The following is a 14,599-nucleotide window of genomic DNA, read 5'->3' on the forward strand; positions in this document are numbered from 1 at the left end:
CCGCCGGCCTTGCCACTGCGGGTGATCGCAGCATCCGCGCGCCGGCCACGCCGCCGGGCCGCTGTCGGACCCGAGCCGTAGAGTGTGGTCAATCGACCTTGACGCACTTGACTGCTTTCAGATCCTGACGGAGGTTCCGGACATGACTCCTCGCACCCGCACCACGACCCCGGTGGACGCCCTCACCGAGGCGCTGCGCGAGGGCATCTCCGCCCGGCTCGAGGACCTGCGCGCCCAGGGGCGCACCCTCGACCTCGGCGACGTGGACGCCCTGGCCGAGCGGATGCTCGCGGCGCTGCCCACCGTGCACCCGCTCGACCAGCCGTTGGGGCCGTTCTACGACACCGCCGGACTCATCGCCTGGCTGGGCATCTCCCGCCAGGCGCTGTTCGACCGCGTCCGCCGGGGCACCGTCCTCGCCTGCCGCACCGCCGACGGCCACCTGGTCTATCCCTCGCTGCAGTTCGGCCGCAACGGCGCCGTGCGGCCCGGGGTCGTCGAGGCCATCGGTGCGTTCACCCGTCGTGGCGTCGACGGCTGGTCCATCGGGGCGTGGCTGACGACGCCGACCCCGGTCTTCGGGGGCCAGAGTGCCATCGACTACCTCGTCGTGCACCGGTCGTCGTCGACCGCAGCTCGGTTCGTGGCAGACCGCGCGGCCAGCGACGCTGCGGCCTGGGCGGCATGAGCGACCGCGAGCGGGTCGTCCAGGAGGCGCCCAGCACGTCGCTGGAGGGCTTCCCGACGCATCGCGTCGACACCGCCACCGACCTGTTCCGCGCCCACTCGGGCGACTTCGGCCCCTGGTGGTTCGGCAACGAGGGCGGCGGCCGCTTCGACCTCCCCGCGCCCCGCGGCACCTGCTACACGGCTCTGGACCCCGGCAGCGCGGTGCGTGAGCGGGTGGGGCCGGTGCTCGGTGGCGCGCCTGCGGTGCCGGAGAGCCTGCTCGAGGACGTCGTGGTGTCACGGCTGCGCGTGCCGGCGGCCCGAGCCGTCGCCGACGTCCAGTCCAGGGCCGCCGCCGACTTCGGTGTGACCCGTGAGCTCGAGACGATGGTCCCATATGCCGTGCCCCACCTGTGGGCGCAGGCGTTCGACCGCGCCGGGCACGGTGGCGTCCGTTACGGTCCGCGGTTCACCCCGGGGGAGTGCAGCGCCGTCGCGCTCTTCGACGAGGAGGGCGCCAAGTCGTGGGATGCCGATCCCGACCCGGTGCCGGCGGCGACAGCCCCCGGGGCCCCCGCGGTGTGGCCGACCCCGCGCCGGTCCGACCTCACCGTCGTGCGGCCGCCGCGAACCCGAGTGCCCCGGACCTGAGTCAGGCGGGCTGGCTCGGCCGTGCCGCGACCGCCGGACCGTGGTTCCAGACGCGGATCGCCGGCTGCTCGCGCTCGTACTGCAGGACGCTCACCGACCCCGCGTCGAGCAGCAGCTGCGCGCCGAGCCGGGGCTCGCGACGCAGGAACACCGAGGCGAGCACGCGCAGGCAGTGACCGTGCCCGACGAGGGCCACATCGCCCTGCGCCATCGCGTCGACAGCGCGCCGGACCACCCGAGACGCCCGGGCCGCCACCTCCTCGACGGTCTCCCCGGGGGTCTGACCCGGGGGCACCCCGTGCTCGAACACGGTCCAGTCGTAGCCGACCTCCGCACGGATCTGGGCGGTGGTCAGTCCCTCGTAGGCGCCGTAGTCCCACTCCAGCAGGTCGTCGGTGATCTCTGGATCGAGGCCCGCGAGCTCGGCGGTGCGGCGGGCGCGTTGCAGGGGCGAGGCCAGCACGAGGGCGAACTCGCGTCCCTCGAGCAGCCGTCCGGCCGCTCGAGCGAGCTCCTCGCCGTGCGGCGTGAGGGGGATGTCGGTGCGGCCCGTGTGCTGGCCCGTGAGTGACCACTCGGTCTCTCCGTGACGCAGCAGGACGAGACGTCCCGTCGGTGGGCTGGGCGGGTTCGGGACGCTGCTCGGCACGCGGTCAGCATGACAGAGTGGCCACATGCGCCTCACCTACCGGTTGCTCAACGTCTTCGCCCGCACTGGTGAGCCGTTCTCCGGCAACCCCCTCTGCGTCGTCCTGCAGGCGCAGGACCTCAGCGACGAGCAGATGCAGGGCGTGGCCCGTCAGTTCAACCTCTCGGAGACGACGTTCCTCGTTCCCGCCGCCGACGGCGCCGATGCCGGGGTGCGCATCTTCACGCCGAACTACGAGATGGCGTTCGCCGGCCACCCCACGCTGGGAACGGCGCACGCCGTACGCGCTCTGGGCCTGGCCGGTGACTCCCTGCGGCTGTCGATGCCGGCCGGCACCATCCCCGTCACCGCTGACGGCGACACGTGGACCCTGACGGCGAGACCCGGGGTGGTGCAGGCGGACTACAAGGTGGACGAGATCGCCTCGTGCGTGGGCCTCGCCGCCGAGGATCTCATCGGGCCGGTGCAGCAGGTGAGCACCGGCAGCGCCCAGGTGATCGCTCGGGCGACGTCGGTCGAAGCGGTGCGGCGCGCGGTCGGCGACGCCGCCCTGATGCGTCAGTTCGCCGGGATGGGGACGCGTGGCGGCGAGACGCTCGTCTACCTCTGGTGCGAGACCGGGGAGGGCGAGATCGAGGCCCGGGCGTTGTTCACCCAGGGCGCGGCGGCGATCGAGGACCCGGCGACCGGCTCGGCCTGCTCCAACCTCGGCGCCTGGCTGGCCGACAAGGGCCGCAGCGGCACGTGGGTCGTGAGCCAGGGTGCGCAGGTCGGGCGCCCGTCCACGCTCCTGCTCGACGTGGACGACGAGGGCACCGTCGAGGTCGGCGGACTCGTCCGTGAGCTCGGCGAAGGGGTCATCGAGCTGTGAGCCCCCGGGTCGAGCCGGAGGACGAGCTCCGGTCGGTGGTCGCGGCCGTGACCACCGCTGGCGCCCCCGACCTGGCGTGGGCCGTCCAGGTCGAGGACCCGCGCACCGGCGAGGTCCTCGTCGCGGTCGCTGCGGACCGCGTCCAGCGCACCGCCAGCCTCGGCAAGATCCTGCTCCTCGTCGAGGTCGCCCGACTGCTCGACCGCGGAGAGCTCGACGGCAGCCAGCAGCTCGTGCCGCGCACCGAGGACCTCGTGGCCGACTCCGGTCTCTGGCGCCACCTGGCCACGGCCTCGCTGGAGGTCCGTGACTGCGCCGCGCTGGTCGGGGCGTTCAGTGACAACCTGGCGACCAACGTGTTGCTCCACCGGGTCGGTGGGGCCGCCGCGGTGGCGGCCACGGCCAAGGCCTGTGGCATCGACGACGTCGCGCTCCACGGCCCGGTCCTGGACGAACGTGGCCCCGACGACCCGCCAACCCTCTCGACCGCCAGCGCGGCCGGCCTGGCGATCCTCGTCGCCCGGCTCGAGCGCGGCGAGGTCGTCTCGCGTCGGGTGTCCGAACAGGTGGTGGCCTGGCTGTCGCTCAACGCCGACCTGTCCATGGTGGCCGGAGCGTTCGGGTTGGACCCGTTGTGCCACACCGAACCCGACCGCGGCGTGCGGCTCTGGAACAAGACCGGCACGATCCGCGACGTCCGCGGCGACACCGGTGTGGTGTCCGGGCCCAGCGGTTGTGTGGCCTACGCAGTCCTCGCAGAGTGGGACGACCAGGCCTCACCACGCTCCCGTGGGGCCGCCCTGTCAGGTATGGCGCGGATCGGGGCGGCGCTGCGCCGCCTCGTCGAAGGAGGCTGAGGATGTCGGCATACGTGGTGTTCCTTCGAGCGGTGAACGTCGGGGGGCGCAAGCTGGCCATGGCTGACGCCCGAAAGGTGTTGGAGGACAACGGTTTCACCGACGTGGAGTCCCACATCCAGACGGGGAACTTCCTCGTCAGCACGCCGATGCGAAGCCTGGGCAAGGTGGAGCTGGCGGTGGGGAAGGCCCTCGGGGAGCACGCCGGGTACGACATCGTGGCGATCGCCCGGCAGCCTGCGGAGCTGACGGCCCTCGTCGGGGCCGTCGATGCCGTTCCGGTCTCCCTGGAGGGCGAGCAGTCGCGCTACGTGAGCTTCTGCGTGTCCGCGCCGCCGGCGGCGAAGGCGGCCGAGCTCGACGCATGGGACACCCCGGGGGAGCGGGCCCACGTCATGGGCAAGGATGTCCTCCTGGAGTTCGCACTGCCGTTCCACACCGCCAAGCTGACCGGACCCCGGATCGAGAAGGTCCTCGGCGTGGCGGGGACGGCTCGCAACATGACCGTCGTACGCGCACTCGCGCAGAAATGGGGCAACTGATGGCGCAGGAGACCGGTGGGACCGGCCAGGGGCACCGTTCGATCAGCATGGAGCGCGTCGAGAAGGGCGTCTTCGAGGTGACCAACGTCCGCGGTGGCACGATGCGCATCGGGGGAGGCGACAGCGCCGACTTCACCCCGGTCGAACTGCTGCTCACCGCGATCGCCGGATGCAGTGCTGTCGACGTCGACTTCATCACGGTCAAGCGCGCCGAGCCGCAGTCGTTCGTCGTAGAGGCGTCGGGCGACAAGGTCCGCGACGACGACGGCAACCACATGGACGGGTTGCAGGTCCGGTTCGCCGTGACGTTCCCGGAAGGGGAGGATGGCGACCGGGCGCGCGAGATGCTCCCGAAGGCCATCGCGATGTCGCACGACCGTCTGTGCACCGTCAGCCGGACCGTGGAGCTCGGCACCCCGATCGACAGCGGCGTCACCCAGGACTGACAGCAGGACCGACAGCTGGGCTGCCCAGAACGGCGGGGGCAGCCCACCAGCCCTCAGGCGATCTTGTCCCGGGCCGCCACGAAGGCGGCGACGCAGGCTCGGACGTCGTCCTCCGAGTGCCCGGCCGACAGCTGCACGCGGATCCGCGCCTTGCCCGCCGGGACCACGGGGTAGGAGAACGCGATGACGTAGACGCCCTCGTCGAGCATGGCGTCGGCGATCTGGGCGGCCTTGCGTGCGCCGTCCTCGCCGGGGAACATCACGGGCGTGATCGGGTGCTCGCCGGGCAGCAGGTCGAAGCCGGCCTCGGTCATGAGCGATCGGAAGAGCTCGGTGTTGCGCGTCAGCCGGGCCCGGGCGTCGGCGGACTCCGCGGCGATCTGCAGGGCCTTGAGCGACCCTGCGGCGACGCTCGGGGCGACCGCGTTGGAGAACAGGTAGGGGCGCGAACGTTGGCGCAGCAGGTCGACGATCTCCTGGTGGGCTGCGACATACCCGCCGGAAGCGCCTCCGAGCGCCTTGCCCAGCGTGCCGGTGATGATGTCCACCCGGTCCATCACACCGAACCGCTCAGGGGTGCCCCGACCGCCTTCGCCGACGAACCCCACGGCGTGGCTGTCGTCGACGAGCACCATCGCACCGAACTCGTCGGCCAGGTCGCAGATCTGGTCGAGCGGGGCGAGGAACCCGTCCATGGAGAACACGCCGTCGGTGACGACGACGGTGCGACGTGCTCCTGCAGCCGCCGCGGCCTCGAGCTGGGTGCGCAGGTCGGTCATGTCGGCGTTCTTGTAGCGGAACCGCTTGGCCTTCGACAGGCGGATGCCGTCGATGATCGAGGCGTGGTTCAGCTCGTCGCTGATGATCGCGTCCTCGGCGCCGAAGAGCACCTCGAAGACCCCACCGTTGGCGTCGAAGCAGGATGAGTAGAGGATCGCGTCGTCGGTCTGGAGGAAGTCGGCGATCGCCCGCTCCAGGTCCTTGTGCAGCTCCTGCGTGCCGCAGATGAAGCGGACGCTCGCCATACCGAATCCCCAGTCCTGCAACGCCTTCGCGGCCGCCGCCTCGACCTCGGGGTGGTCAGCGAGGCCCAGGTAGTTGTTGGCGCAGAAGTTGAGCGCCTGCGCCTTGCTTGTCGTGATGTGGGCCGACTGCGGTGACGTCAGCCGGCGCTCGTGCTTGAAGAGACCGGCCTCCTCGATCTCGCGCAGCGTGGTGGCCAGCTCGTCCTTGACGGTGCCGTACATCGGTCAGCTCCAATCCATGATGACTTTGCCGCACTGGCCCGAACGAGCCGCGGCGAACGCGTCCTGCCACTGCTCCGCAGGGAAGCGATGGGTGATGACGGAGGCGATGCGCTCCTGCAGCAGGGGAGAGGCACCCAGCATCGAGCTCATGGCGTACCAGGTGTCGTACATCTCCCGGCCGTAGATGCCCTTGATGGTGATCATGTGGGTGATGACCCGGCCCCAGTCGATGGCGAACGGGTCCTTGGGCAGCCCCAGCATCGCGACGCGGCCGCCGTGGTTCATGTGCGCGAGCATGTCCTCGACGGCGCTGGGGACACCCGACATCTCCAGACCGACGTCGAAGCCCTCCTTCATGCCCAGCTCGTCCATGGCCGCGCGCAGGTTCGAGGTGGCCGCGTTGACGACGAGGTCGGCGCCGGCGTTCTTGGCCAGCCCGAGGCGGTAGTCGCTGATGTCGGTGACGACGACGTGCCGGGCGCCGACGTGGCGGGCCAGCGCCGCAGCCATGACGCCGATCGGCCCGGCGCCGGTGATGACGACGTCCTCGCCCGCCATCGGGAACGACAGGGCGGTGTGGGTGGCGTTGCCGAGCGGGTCGAACACGGCCGCCAGGTCGGGGTCGAGGTCGTCGGGCTGCACCCACACGTTCGTGGCCGGGAGCACCACGAAGTCGGCGAACGCGCCGTCGCGGTTCACGCCGATCCCCTTGGTGTGGATGCACATGTGGCGTCGTCCGGCGCGACAGTTCCGGCACGTCCCGCAGACGATGTGGCCCTCGCCGGAGGCACGCTGACCGACGGTGACGTTCGTGACGTCATCACCGACCTCGACGACCTCGCCGTAGAACTCGTGGCCGATCGTCATGGGCGGCGCCACCGTCGAGGCAGCCCAGTCGTCCCACTGCTCGAGGTGCAGGTCGGTGCCGCACAGGCCCGCCCGCAGCACCCGGATCTTCACGTCGGTGGGCCCGGTGACGGGCTCGGGGACGTCCATGAGCTCCAGGCCCGGACCGGCAGTGGTCTTCACGAGTGCGCGCACCGGCCCAACCTACCGGGCCCGAGCCGGGCCGTATGCCGCGCGGTCCCGCCCGCGCGGCATACAGTCAGCCCATGGCGAGGTATCTGGACGTGCACCCGGTGGACCCCCAACCACGGGCGATCACGCAGGCGGTGCAGCTGATCCGCGACGGCGGGCTCGTGGCCTACCCGACCGACTCCGGGTACGCGCTGGGCTGTGCCCTGGGCAACCAGGAGGGCAAGGACCGCATCGTGCGCATCCGACACCTGAACGACAAGCACCACTTCACGCTGGTGTGCGCCGACTTCGCCCAGCTCGGCCAGCTCGTGCACATCGACAACTCCGTGTTCCGAGCCGTCAAGGCCGCGACGCCGGGCAGCTACACCTTCATCCTCCCCGCCACCAAGGAGGTGCCGCGGCGGCTGCTGCACGCGAAGAAGAAGACCGTCGGCGTGCGCATCCCCGACAACCGTGTGGTGCAGGCGCTCCTGGCCGAGCTGGGGGAGCCGATGCTGTCGAGCACGCTGATCCTGCCCGGCGAGACCGACCCGATGACCGAGGGCTGGTTGGTCAAGGAGGAGCTCGACCACCAGGTCGACGCGGTGATCGACTCGGGGGAGTGCGGCACCGAGCCGACCACCGTCATCGACTTCTCCGACGGGGCGCCCGAGGTCGTCAGGGTCGGCGCAGGGGATCCCACACCTTTCGAGTGAGCCGGCGCCCCTACATCTCCTCGTGGGTGTCGGGGTCCCCACCGAAGAGTCGTCCGTCGGGCCGGCCCAGGGCGGTGATCGCCGCCATCTCGTCGTTGGTGAGCTCGAACCCGAACACGTCCAGGTTGTCGCGCTGACGCTGCGGGGTGGCCGACTTGGGCAGCGGCATCGAGCCCAGCTGGAGGTGCCAGCGCAGGATCACCTGGCCGGGGGTGACTGCGTGGGCGGCGGCCGCGTCCGCGACGGCGGGTTCGGCGAAGGGTGCGTTGCGCTTGCCCATCGGGCTCCACGCCTGGGTGAGGATGCCCAGCCGGGCGTGCACGGCGCGCATCTGCTCCTGCGGGAAGTAGGGGTGCAGCTCGACCTGGTTGACCGCCGGCGTGACCCCGGTGTCGGCGATGATGCGCTGGAGGTGGGACTCCGTGAAGTTGCTGACCCCGATCGAGCGCACCAGGCCTTCCTGCTGCGCCTGGACCAGCGCCTGCCAGGCCTGCGGGTAGAGGTCGCGGCTCGGGTTGGGCCAGTGGATCAGGGCGAGGTCGAGCCGGTCGAGACCCAGTCGCCCCGCGGAGTCGCGCAGCGACTGCAGCGCGAGGTCCTTCTCGTGGAAGCGTCCCGGGATCTTCGTCGCGACCACGACCTCGTCACGGGGGACGCCACTGCGGCGCAGCGCCTCGCCGACCTCGGCCTCGTTCTCGTAGTTCACGGCCGTGTCGAGGTGGCGGTAGCCGTTCTCCAGGGCGCTGACCATCGCCTCGATGCCGTCCTCGCCCTTGAGCGGGTAGGTCCCGAAGCCGATGGCCGGCAGGCTCGCGCCGTCGTTGAGGGTCAGGGTCGTCGGCATGTTGGGCATGGGTCCCACCGTATCCGTGGCCCGGGTGTCACCGCCTGCCAGTAGGTTGCCCGCATGAGGACCGAGGGCACGTTCACCGTGGAGTCGTTCACCCCCGCCGAGCTCTCGCCGGCGCCGGAGGTGGTGGTCACGAGCGCCCCGGTCGGGGTCGCCGTGATGCTCAAGCAGTACACCGGGGGAGTCTCTGGTCGCAGCACGACCATCTTCACCGCCGCCTACGACCAGGCCAGGGGTGCGGGCACGTATGTCGCGATGGAGTCCTTCGACGGCGCGCTCGACGGTGCCGCCGGCACCTTCAACTTCGTCCACTCGGCCACGACCGAAGGTGGTGGCCGGACGCACGAGCACTTCGCGGTGGTGCCGGGAAGCGGGACGGCTGAGCTTGCCGGGATCCGTGGTGGTGGGGGACTGGCCGTCGAGGACGACGGCACGCACAGGGTGTGGTTCGACTACCAGCTGGGGTAGCGGACCGCCGCAGGTCCTAGCCGGTCTCGCTCACCGAAGCGAGGAGGGCGTGGGCCGCGCTGCCGAGGTCATGGGCCAGGCTGACGGTGACCGAGCGTCCCGCGGAGGGGAGGTCAGCCGGCCAACCGGGTCCACCCAGGACCACGTTGAGCGGCCAGTGCACTGCGGACAGGACCGACCAGAGCGCCTCATCGGCGGGCCGGTCCATCGAGGCCCAGAGGAACAGCCGGCTCGGGTGTCGCGACATGAGCAGGTCCGAGAGGGCAGACGTGGGGACCCGGGCCCCCAGGCAGATCGCCCCGAGACCGTGGCGGGCCAGCTCCGCCTCGAGCGCCAGCAAGGGCAGGTAGTGCTGCTCCTCGTCAGCGCTGGCGAGGATGACGTCGACGTCGACCGCACGGGGCCGGTTGCCACGGATGACGGCGCGCAGCTCGGTCACGAGGACCTCGCTCGCCAGGTGCTCGGACTCCACACCGAGCGCGCCCTTGCCCCACTGCTCACCGATGGTGCGCAGCGCGGGGGCGAACACGTCGTTCCAGGCGCTGACGAGGTCGCGCTCGCGCAGGGTGCGCTGGTAGATGCGCGAGAGGGCGCCCGGATCGAGGGAGAGCGCCGCCGAGCAGACCGCGGCGACCGTGCCGCTGGTGTCGCCGACCGGAGCCGCCATGTCGGCCTCGGCGCCGGTCTCGATCATCAGTCGCTCGGAGTCCATCGACAGGGCGACTCGCGCTGCACTCTGGGCGGGAACCCCACGTGCCGTGAAGCGCGACATCACGCGGACGCGACGGATGTCTTCCTCGCTGTAGCGACGGTGACCGCCTTCCGTGCGCTGCGACGGACCGATGCCATACCTACGGTCCCAGGTGCGCAACGTCGCTGGGGCGATGCCGAGGCGCTCGGACACCGAACCCACGGCCCACTCCACTGGGGGAGTGCTCATGGCGTACGCGTCGCTCGAGGCAGGGTCGGACCCCTGCGCGGGATCGCGCAGAGCGCGCCGCGTGCTGGGTTCGCTGTCCATGACGTCACGGTTCCTATCACGTTGGTGCCCGTTGGTTCGACGACGGGTGGATGTGCGCCGCCATCGATCCCTGCCCGGGCATGAACAACTATAGAACTTATTCAGGAATGTTGCGCTCTGAACAAGTTCTGCATAGGTTGTGAACCACTTCGGTTTCGCGCCTCGAGGAAAGAGACCCCCATGAGCAGCATCAAGAGACTTCCGCGCCCGCTGTTGAGCTCCTACGAATGGCAGACAGATGGCGCCTGCCGGACCACCGACCCCGACGAATTCTTCCCGCACGACGCCGAGCGCGGCAACCGCCGCCTCAGCCGCGAGCAGCGGGCCAAGGCGCTGTGCGCCACCTGCCCGGTCATCCAGCAGTGCTTCGAGCACGCGATGGCCGTGCGCGAGCCGTATGGCGTGTGGGGCGGCACGACCCCCGAGGAGCGCCTCGCGATGCAGCGCGGCGTGGCCGTCTGACCCGGACGGTCGGACGCACCCAGCCACGGCGTAGGCGCGTACGTCAGCGGGCAACCGCAGCAGCCTCCTTCGGGAGGACACCGAAACCCTGTCCCTTGAGGCGGGGTTTCGTCGTGTCAGGGGGAGTTACAGCACCCTGGTCGGCGCACACGCGACCGAGGCTGCATGGACGCGGCGGCAAGGGACGGGAGTGGCGGAAGGGGGGCAAGCCTGTTGGGGGACTTCTTCCAGATTCGCTAGATTGACATAATGTCGATTATCGGCGTTATATCACCACCTGGGAATGGACCCTTGGCGCCCCGCGTGGCTCAGCGGCGCTGCTGGATCCGGATGAGGTTGCCGGCCGGGTCGCGCAGCGCGCAGTCCCGCACGCCGTAGGGCTGCTCGGTGGGCTCCTGGACGATGTCGACGTCGGCGGCCTGCACCTTCTCGAACGTGCCGTCGAGGTCGGCCGTGGCGAGCAGGATGCTGCCGTAGGTGCCCTTGGCCATCATCTCCTCGATGGTGCGACGCTCGTCCTGGGTGATGCCCGGGTCAGCAGCCGGCGGGTGCAGGACGATCGAGGTGCCCGGCTGGCCGGGCGGCCCGACGGTGATCCACCGAAGGCCCTTGAAGCCGACGTCCTGACGGACCTCGAACCCGAGGACATCGCGGTAGAACGCCAGTGCCGCCTCGGGGTCGTTGTGCGCCAGGAAGCTGGAGTGGATGGTGATGTCCATGCCGCTCACGCTAGCGGCGCGCCTGCGTGGGTCGCTTCTCGATTCCTGACCGGTCTGGTGACCTGCTTGGACACGCACGACGGGATCTCCGAGGTCGCCACGACAGCCTCGCGACGGTAGGTGCTCGGCGGCACTCCGACGAGCTCGGTGAAGCGCGTGCTGAAGGTCCCGAGCGAGGAGCAGCCGACCTCGAAGCACACCTCGGTGACGCTGAGGTCGCCGCGGCGAAGCAACGCCATGGCACGTTCGATGCGTCGGGTCATGAGGTAGCCGTACGGCGACTCGCCATAGGCCCGACGGAACTCCCGGCTGAAGTGCCCGGCCGACATGTGCACCCCCCGCGCCAGCGCCTCGACGTCCAGCGGCTGGGCGTACTCGCGGTCCATCCGGTCACGGGCCCGCCGCAGGAGGACCAGGTCGTCGAGCCGTCTCGCCTCGGCCGCGCTGCTGCTCACCCACGGATCGTGTCACGCCCGGCAGCCGATGCCAACGCCTCACCGTGTCGGTGCTCAACGAGCCTTGACGAGAGCCGGCTTGCGAACGACGACGACGCGCGCCGCCTCGACCTCGTACCGGCTCGCGGTGGCCGCCCCGGCTCGGAAGAACCGCCTGCGCAGGGCACCACCGACCTCGACCACGACGTCGGGCGCCAGCCGGAGCGCACTGCGCCGGGTCCGGGGCGTCCAGCACGCCACGTCGATCGTGTCGACCCGGGCCGACCCGTGGTCGGTGCCCAGGCGCGGGACGACCACGCGCAGCAGCACCACGGTGTCGCCGCTCGGCAGCTCACGCTCCTCGGGCGCCGCACTCACGCGCCCGACCAGCCGGACCTCGTTGACCCACTCCCCCATGTCATCCATCAATCGAGGATGGCTGGCACGGCCGGTGTCCGCCGCCGGCCACACGTGCACCTGTGGACGGCGCGCCCGCCGCCGGCCGCCTGTGGACGGCCGAGAGGCGCGGCCCCGGTGGGGACCACGCCTCTCGGGCCACGCCTCTCATGACCACACTGCTCGGCACCAGCCGAGCAGCGGGCCACTCCCCCGCGGCTACGGGAGGTAGTACGTCGGGTTCGGCAGCTTGACGGCCCGGTCGGCGCTGCCGCCGATGAGGTCGCTGAACTGGTCACCGAAGTTGGCGACGACGTCATACCCCTGGTCGACGACGTGACGACGTGTCGTGGACTTGTACTCGATCGTCGTGCACTTGGGGTATGCCACGCAGTCGGCCGGCGTGACGTACGACGGCGGCTGCTCCGCGCTGGTCCACTTGGTGTAGTAGTTCGCCGCGGTGAAGCCGGTGTAGCCGACCTTGGCGAGGTTCCCCAGCGTGGCGGCGCGCTGGGTCGTGTTGCGCCCCGTCAGGCCGACGATGGTGCAGCCGGCATCGGAGGCCGCGTTGGCGAAGGACACCATGGCCGGGGTGGCCGGGAAGCCCTGCGGCTGGACCCACTGCTGGTCCTGGACCACCGGGTCGAAGACGAAGTGCATCGCCGCGACCTCCATGTCGTAGGTCCACAGCGTCGTGTCGTCCGCGTCCAGGACGATGGCCGGCTTCGTGCCACGACGGGCGCCGGTCGCGCACTGCTGCAGGATGCTGTGGCTGCGCTGCGCCACGAGACGGGTCATCTCGGAGATGTAGGGCGAGGACGTCTTGTCGGAGGTGCCGCTGCCCGTGTCGCCGTAGTAGACGGCGATGGTCTTCTTGACGACGTCGATGTTGGGGATGCCCTCACCACCCTGGGTGAGGCCACTGGAGCCGTCGGGCGCCATCGTGAACCGGGTCCGGGGAGCGAGCCGTGGCTCGAAGACCCCCGGCAGGTTCGGCGACGGGAGGTAGTACGTCGGGTTGGGCAGCTTGAGGGCCGTGTCGGCGAACCCGCCCTGCAGGTCCGAGAACTGGTCTCCGACGTTGAGCACGATGTCGTAGCCGAGGTCCTTCTCGATGTGCCGACGCGTGCCGGCCTTGTACTCGACGGTCGTGCACTTCGGGTAGGCCGAGCACCACGACGATGAGAGGTAGGACGGCGGCGTCGCCCCCGAGTTGAACTTCGTGAAGAATCGCTCCGACGGGAACGCCGTGTAGCCGACCTTGGCCAGGTTGCTCACCGTGTGGGACTTCTGGCTGTCGGTGCGCCCGGTCAGCCCGAAGACGGTGAAGCCCATCTTCTCCGCGTCGTTGACGAAGTCGACCATGCCCGGCACCGCCGGGAAGCGCTCACCGTCCACCCACGGCTGCTGGGCGGCAGGGGTGAACACGAACTTCATGTCCCCCACCTCCATCTGGTAGGTCCACAGCGTCGTGTCGTCGGCGTCGAAGACGATCGCAGGCTTGGCGTGGTGGTGCTTCGCCTCGGCGAGGAGGTGGGGCAGCTGGCGGCGCTGCCGGGCCAGGATCGAGCCCATCTCGGAGATGTACGGCGACGAGCTGGTGCTCGCGGCGCCGGTCCCGGAGGGATCGCCGTAGTAGGCGTAGATGGTCTTCTTGACCGAGTCGATGTTGGGGATGCCCTCCCCACCCTGGGTGGCTCCGCTCGAACCGTCGTCCTTCATGGTGAAGTGCGTGCGCGGCGCCAACCGCTGGTCGCTGCGGTGGTGGTCACCGTGGTGCTCACCGGAGTCGTGGGCACTGGCGGCTGCGGCACCGGTGGACGACAGGGCGGCCACGGCCAGCAGGGCAGCACCCGCTGCCACCGCCGTCCGCGAGGTCCGGTGAGCCTTGAGGGCTCCGGAGGTGGTCTGGGCGGGAGGGCGCATACGGAAACTCCTGTGGGTGGTGGAGCTGGCGGTGTGGGACGAGCACGGTGCTGGGTTCACCGTGGCACAGCGTGACCCGCCGGAGGCTATGCAGGCCACGAGGCCCCGGCAAGTGACATCTGTCATGGGTGGCAGACTCCCGGTCATGGACCGCTCCGAGCTGCTGCGCCCCATCACCGACGAAGACGTCCCGGTGGTGCTCGAGCTCAACGAGCGTCACGTGGAGCTCCTCTCACCGATGGACGCGGACCGCCTCGACCAGCTGCGCGGCTGGGCCTCGCGCGCCGACGTCATCGTCTGCGACGGCGTCGTGGCGGGTTTCGTCCTGGTCTTCTCCCCCGGGAGCGACTACGACTCGGAGAACTACCGCTGGTTCTCGCAGGTCTTCGGCGAGGACTTCGACTACCTCGACCGCATCGTCGTCGACGACGCGTTCCGGCGGCGCGGCCTGGCCTCCGCGGTCTACGACGCCGTCGAGGACGCCGCGGGGGCGCGCGGGCGACTGGCGCTCGAGGTGAACCTCGACCCGCCGAACGTCGCCTCGCTGGCGTTCCACCGGCAGCGGGGGTACCGCGAGGTGCACCAGCTGGGGACGACGGGCCACGTCGTCAGCCTCATGGAGCGACCGACTCGGTAGAACGGCCGAAGGATCGTGCCG

19 protein-coding genes are annotated in these 14,599 nt (G+C 70.5%); 10 read left to right on the forward strand and 9 right to left on the reverse strand.

The annotated features are described in order from the left end of the window. Window positions 1–142: 142 nt before the first annotated feature. Both ABEG17_RS17850 and ABEG17_RS17855 read left to right on the forward strand, forming a co-directional pair. On the forward strand, window positions 143–688 hold the full coding sequence (locus tag ABEG17_RS17850) for a hypothetical protein (protein WP_406830831.1): 546 nt from the start codon (window positions 143–145) through the stop codon (window positions 686–688). After that, window positions 685–1,320, forward strand: coding sequence for an RES family NAD+ phosphorylase (locus ABEG17_RS17855; RefSeq protein ID WP_406830832.1), 636 nt, complete (start codon window positions 685–687; stop codon window positions 1,318–1,320). Before ABEG17_RS17850 ends, ABEG17_RS17855 begins: the two co-directional genes overlap by 4 nt. A gap of 1 nt (window position 1,321) precedes the next feature. Here ABEG17_RS17855 and ABEG17_RS17860 read toward each other — a convergent pair whose 3' ends face one another. Beyond that, the gene (locus ABEG17_RS17860; protein WP_406830833.1) at window positions 1,322–1,969 is read right to left on the reverse strand and encodes a histidine phosphatase family protein; all 648 of its coding nucleotides are present in this window, start codon (window positions 1,967–1,969) and stop codon (window positions 1,322–1,324) included. 25 nt (window positions 1,970–1,994) lie between these two features. Here ABEG17_RS17860 and ABEG17_RS17865 point away from each other — a divergent pair, with 25 nt between their 5' ends. The 4 genes from ABEG17_RS17865 to ABEG17_RS17880 are packed head-to-tail and all read left to right on the forward strand — an operon-like array spanning window position 1,995 to window position 4,685. Further along, entirely contained in the window at window positions 1,995–2,840 is an 846-nt protein-coding gene (locus ABEG17_RS17865) for a PhzF family phenazine biosynthesis protein (RefSeq protein WP_406830835.1), read from the forward strand. After that, window positions 2,837–3,697 (forward strand): serine hydrolase, encoded by an 861-nt coding sequence (locus tag ABEG17_RS17870; protein ID WP_406830836.1) that lies wholly within the window; start codon window positions 2,837–2,839, stop codon window positions 3,695–3,697. The genes ABEG17_RS17865 and ABEG17_RS17870 overlap by 4 nt, the downstream gene beginning before the upstream one ends. 2 nt (window positions 3,698–3,699) lie before the next feature. After that, on the forward strand, window positions 3,700–4,239 hold the full coding sequence (locus ABEG17_RS17875) for a DUF1697 domain-containing protein (protein ID WP_406830837.1): 540 nt from the start codon (window positions 3,700–3,702) through the stop codon (window positions 4,237–4,239). Beyond that, window positions 4,239–4,685 carry an OsmC family protein gene (locus ABEG17_RS17880; RefSeq protein ID WP_406830838.1) on the forward strand — a complete coding sequence of 149 codons (447 nt, stop codon included), beginning with the start codon at window positions 4,239–4,241 and terminating at the stop codon, window positions 4,683–4,685. The genes ABEG17_RS17875 and ABEG17_RS17880 overlap by 1 nt, the downstream gene beginning before the upstream one ends. Before the next feature lie 53 nt (window positions 4,686–4,738). Here ABEG17_RS17880 and ABEG17_RS17885 read toward each other — a convergent pair whose 3' ends face one another. Beyond that, a complete protein-coding gene (locus ABEG17_RS17885; RefSeq protein ID WP_406830839.1) occupies window positions 4,739–5,932 on the reverse strand; it encodes a glycine C-acetyltransferase in 1,194 nt (397 codons plus the stop codon). A 3-nt stretch (window positions 5,933–5,935) separates the two neighbouring features. After that, window positions 5,936–6,973: an L-threonine 3-dehydrogenase gene (gene tdh / locus ABEG17_RS17890; protein WP_406830840.1), complete on the reverse strand. Its 1,038-nt coding sequence runs from the start codon at window positions 6,971–6,973 to the stop codon at window positions 5,936–5,938. A 71-nt stretch (window positions 6,974–7,044) separates the two neighbouring features. Between tdh and ABEG17_RS17895 the strand changes: the two genes are divergently transcribed. Beyond that, window positions 7,045–7,665 (forward strand): L-threonylcarbamoyladenylate synthase, encoded by a 621-nt coding sequence (locus ABEG17_RS17895; protein ID WP_406830841.1) that lies wholly within the window; start codon window positions 7,045–7,047, stop codon window positions 7,663–7,665. A gap of 10 nt (window positions 7,666–7,675) precedes the next feature. Here the strand turns inward: ABEG17_RS17895 and ABEG17_RS17900 are convergent, their stop codons facing one another. Continuing rightward, complete coding sequence (locus tag ABEG17_RS17900) at window positions 7,676–8,509, reverse strand: aldo/keto reductase (RefSeq protein ID WP_406833232.1); 834 nt, start codon at window positions 8,507–8,509, stop codon at window positions 7,676–7,678. A gap of 63 nt (window positions 8,510–8,572) precedes the next feature. Here ABEG17_RS17900 and ABEG17_RS17905 point away from each other — a divergent pair, with 63 nt between their 5' ends. Further along, window positions 8,573–8,983, forward strand: a complete 411-nt coding sequence (locus ABEG17_RS17905) for a DUF3224 domain-containing protein (RefSeq protein ID WP_406830842.1) — start codon at window positions 8,573–8,575, stop codon at window positions 8,981–8,983. 16 nt (window positions 8,984–8,999) lie between these two features. Here ABEG17_RS17905 and ABEG17_RS17910 read toward each other — a convergent pair whose 3' ends face one another. After that, window positions 9,000–9,923 (reverse strand): MerR family transcriptional regulator, encoded by a 924-nt coding sequence (locus ABEG17_RS17910; protein WP_406830843.1) that lies wholly within the window; start codon window positions 9,921–9,923, stop codon window positions 9,000–9,002. 261 nt (window positions 9,924–10,184) lie between these two features. Here ABEG17_RS17910 and ABEG17_RS17915 point away from each other — a divergent pair, with 261 nt between their 5' ends. Beyond that, the gene (locus ABEG17_RS17915; RefSeq protein ID WP_406830844.1) at window positions 10,185–10,466 is read left to right on the forward strand and encodes a WhiB family transcriptional regulator; all 282 of its coding nucleotides are present in this window, start codon (window positions 10,185–10,187) and stop codon (window positions 10,464–10,466) included. A 308-nt stretch (window positions 10,467–10,774) separates the two neighbouring features. Here ABEG17_RS17915 and ABEG17_RS17920 read toward each other — a convergent pair whose 3' ends face one another. From ABEG17_RS17920 to ABEG17_RS17935, 4 genes are all read right to left on the reverse strand, one after another. Further along, window positions 10,775–11,185, reverse strand: a complete 411-nt coding sequence (locus tag ABEG17_RS17920) for a VOC family protein (RefSeq protein ID WP_406830845.1) — start codon at window positions 11,183–11,185, stop codon at window positions 10,775–10,777. Between the two features lie 5 nt (window positions 11,186–11,190). Further along, a complete protein-coding gene (locus ABEG17_RS17925) occupies window positions 11,191–11,640 on the reverse strand; it encodes a helix-turn-helix transcriptional regulator (RefSeq protein ID WP_406830846.1) in 450 nt (149 codons plus the stop codon). A 54-nt stretch (window positions 11,641–11,694) separates the two neighbouring features. Beyond that, window positions 11,695–12,045 carry a single-stranded DNA-binding protein gene (locus ABEG17_RS17930; RefSeq protein WP_406830847.1) on the reverse strand — a complete coding sequence of 117 codons (351 nt, stop codon included), beginning with the start codon at window positions 12,043–12,045 and terminating at the stop codon, window positions 11,695–11,697. Between the two features lie 189 nt (window positions 12,046–12,234). Then, window positions 12,235–13,941 (reverse strand): HAD family acid phosphatase, encoded by a 1,707-nt coding sequence (locus tag ABEG17_RS17935; RefSeq protein WP_406830848.1) that lies wholly within the window; start codon window positions 13,939–13,941, stop codon window positions 12,235–12,237. 145 nt (window positions 13,942–14,086) lie between these two features. Between ABEG17_RS17935 and ABEG17_RS17940 the strand changes: the two genes are divergently transcribed. After that, entirely contained in the window at window positions 14,087–14,578 is a 492-nt protein-coding gene (locus ABEG17_RS17940) for a GNAT family N-acetyltransferase (RefSeq protein ID WP_406830849.1), read from the forward strand. Window positions 14,579–14,599: the final 21 nt, after the last annotated feature.

This window comes from Pedococcus sp. KACC 23699 (assembly GCF_045348425.1).
GTDB lineage: Bacteria > Actinomycetota > Actinomycetes > Actinomycetales > Dermatophilaceae > Pedococcus.

Bases quoted from the DNA above. Each gene is read 5' to 3' on its own strand.
- ABEG17_RS17850 (WP_406830831.1), top strand. From the start codon at position 143: ATGACTCCTCGCACCCGCACCACGACCCCGGTGGACGCCCTCACCGAG.
- ABEG17_RS17855 (WP_406830832.1), top strand. From the start codon at position 685: ATGAGCGACCGCGAGCGGGTCGTCCAGGAGGCGCCCAGCACGTCGCTG.
- ABEG17_RS17865 (WP_406830835.1), top strand. From the start codon at position 1,995: ATGCGCCTCACCTACCGGTTGCTCAACGTCTTCGCCCGCACTGGTGAG.
- ABEG17_RS17875 (WP_406830837.1), top strand. From the start codon at position 3,700: ATGTCGGCATACGTGGTGTTCCTTCGAGCGGTGAACGTCGGGGGGCGC.
- ABEG17_RS17880 (WP_406830838.1), top strand. From the start codon at position 4,239: ATGGCGCAGGAGACCGGTGGGACCGGCCAGGGGCACCGTTCGATCAGC.
- ABEG17_RS17885 (WP_406830839.1), bottom strand. From the start codon at position 5,932: ATGTACGGCACCGTCAAGGACGAGCTGGCCACCACGCTGCGCGAGATC.
- ABEG17_RS17895 (WP_406830841.1), top strand. From the start codon at position 7,045: ATGGCGAGGTATCTGGACGTGCACCCGGTGGACCCCCAACCACGGGCG.
- ABEG17_RS17900 (WP_406833232.1), bottom strand. From the start codon at position 8,509: ATGCCGACGACCCTGACCCTCAACGACGGCGCGAGCCTGCCGGCCATC.
- ABEG17_RS17905 (WP_406830842.1), top strand. From the start codon at position 8,573: ATGAGGACCGAGGGCACGTTCACCGTGGAGTCGTTCACCCCCGCCGAG.
- ABEG17_RS17910 (WP_406830843.1), bottom strand. From the start codon at position 9,923: ATGAGCACTCCCCCAGTGGAGTGGGCCGTGGGTTCGGTGTCCGAGCGC.
- ABEG17_RS17915 (WP_406830844.1), top strand. From the start codon at position 10,185: ATGAGCAGCATCAAGAGACTTCCGCGCCCGCTGTTGAGCTCCTACGAA.
- ABEG17_RS17920 (WP_406830845.1), bottom strand. From the start codon at position 11,185: ATGGACATCACCATCCACTCCAGCTTCCTGGCGCACAACGACCCCGAG.
- ABEG17_RS17930 (WP_406830847.1), bottom strand. From the start codon at position 12,045: ATGGATGACATGGGGGAGTGGGTCAACGAGGTCCGGCTGGTCGGGCGC.
- ABEG17_RS17935 (WP_406830848.1), bottom strand. From the start codon at position 13,941: ATGCGCCCTCCCGCCCAGACCACCTCCGGAGCCCTCAAGGCTCACCGG.
- ABEG17_RS17940 (WP_406830849.1), top strand. From the start codon at position 14,087: ATGGACCGCTCCGAGCTGCTGCGCCCCATCACCGACGAAGACGTCCCG.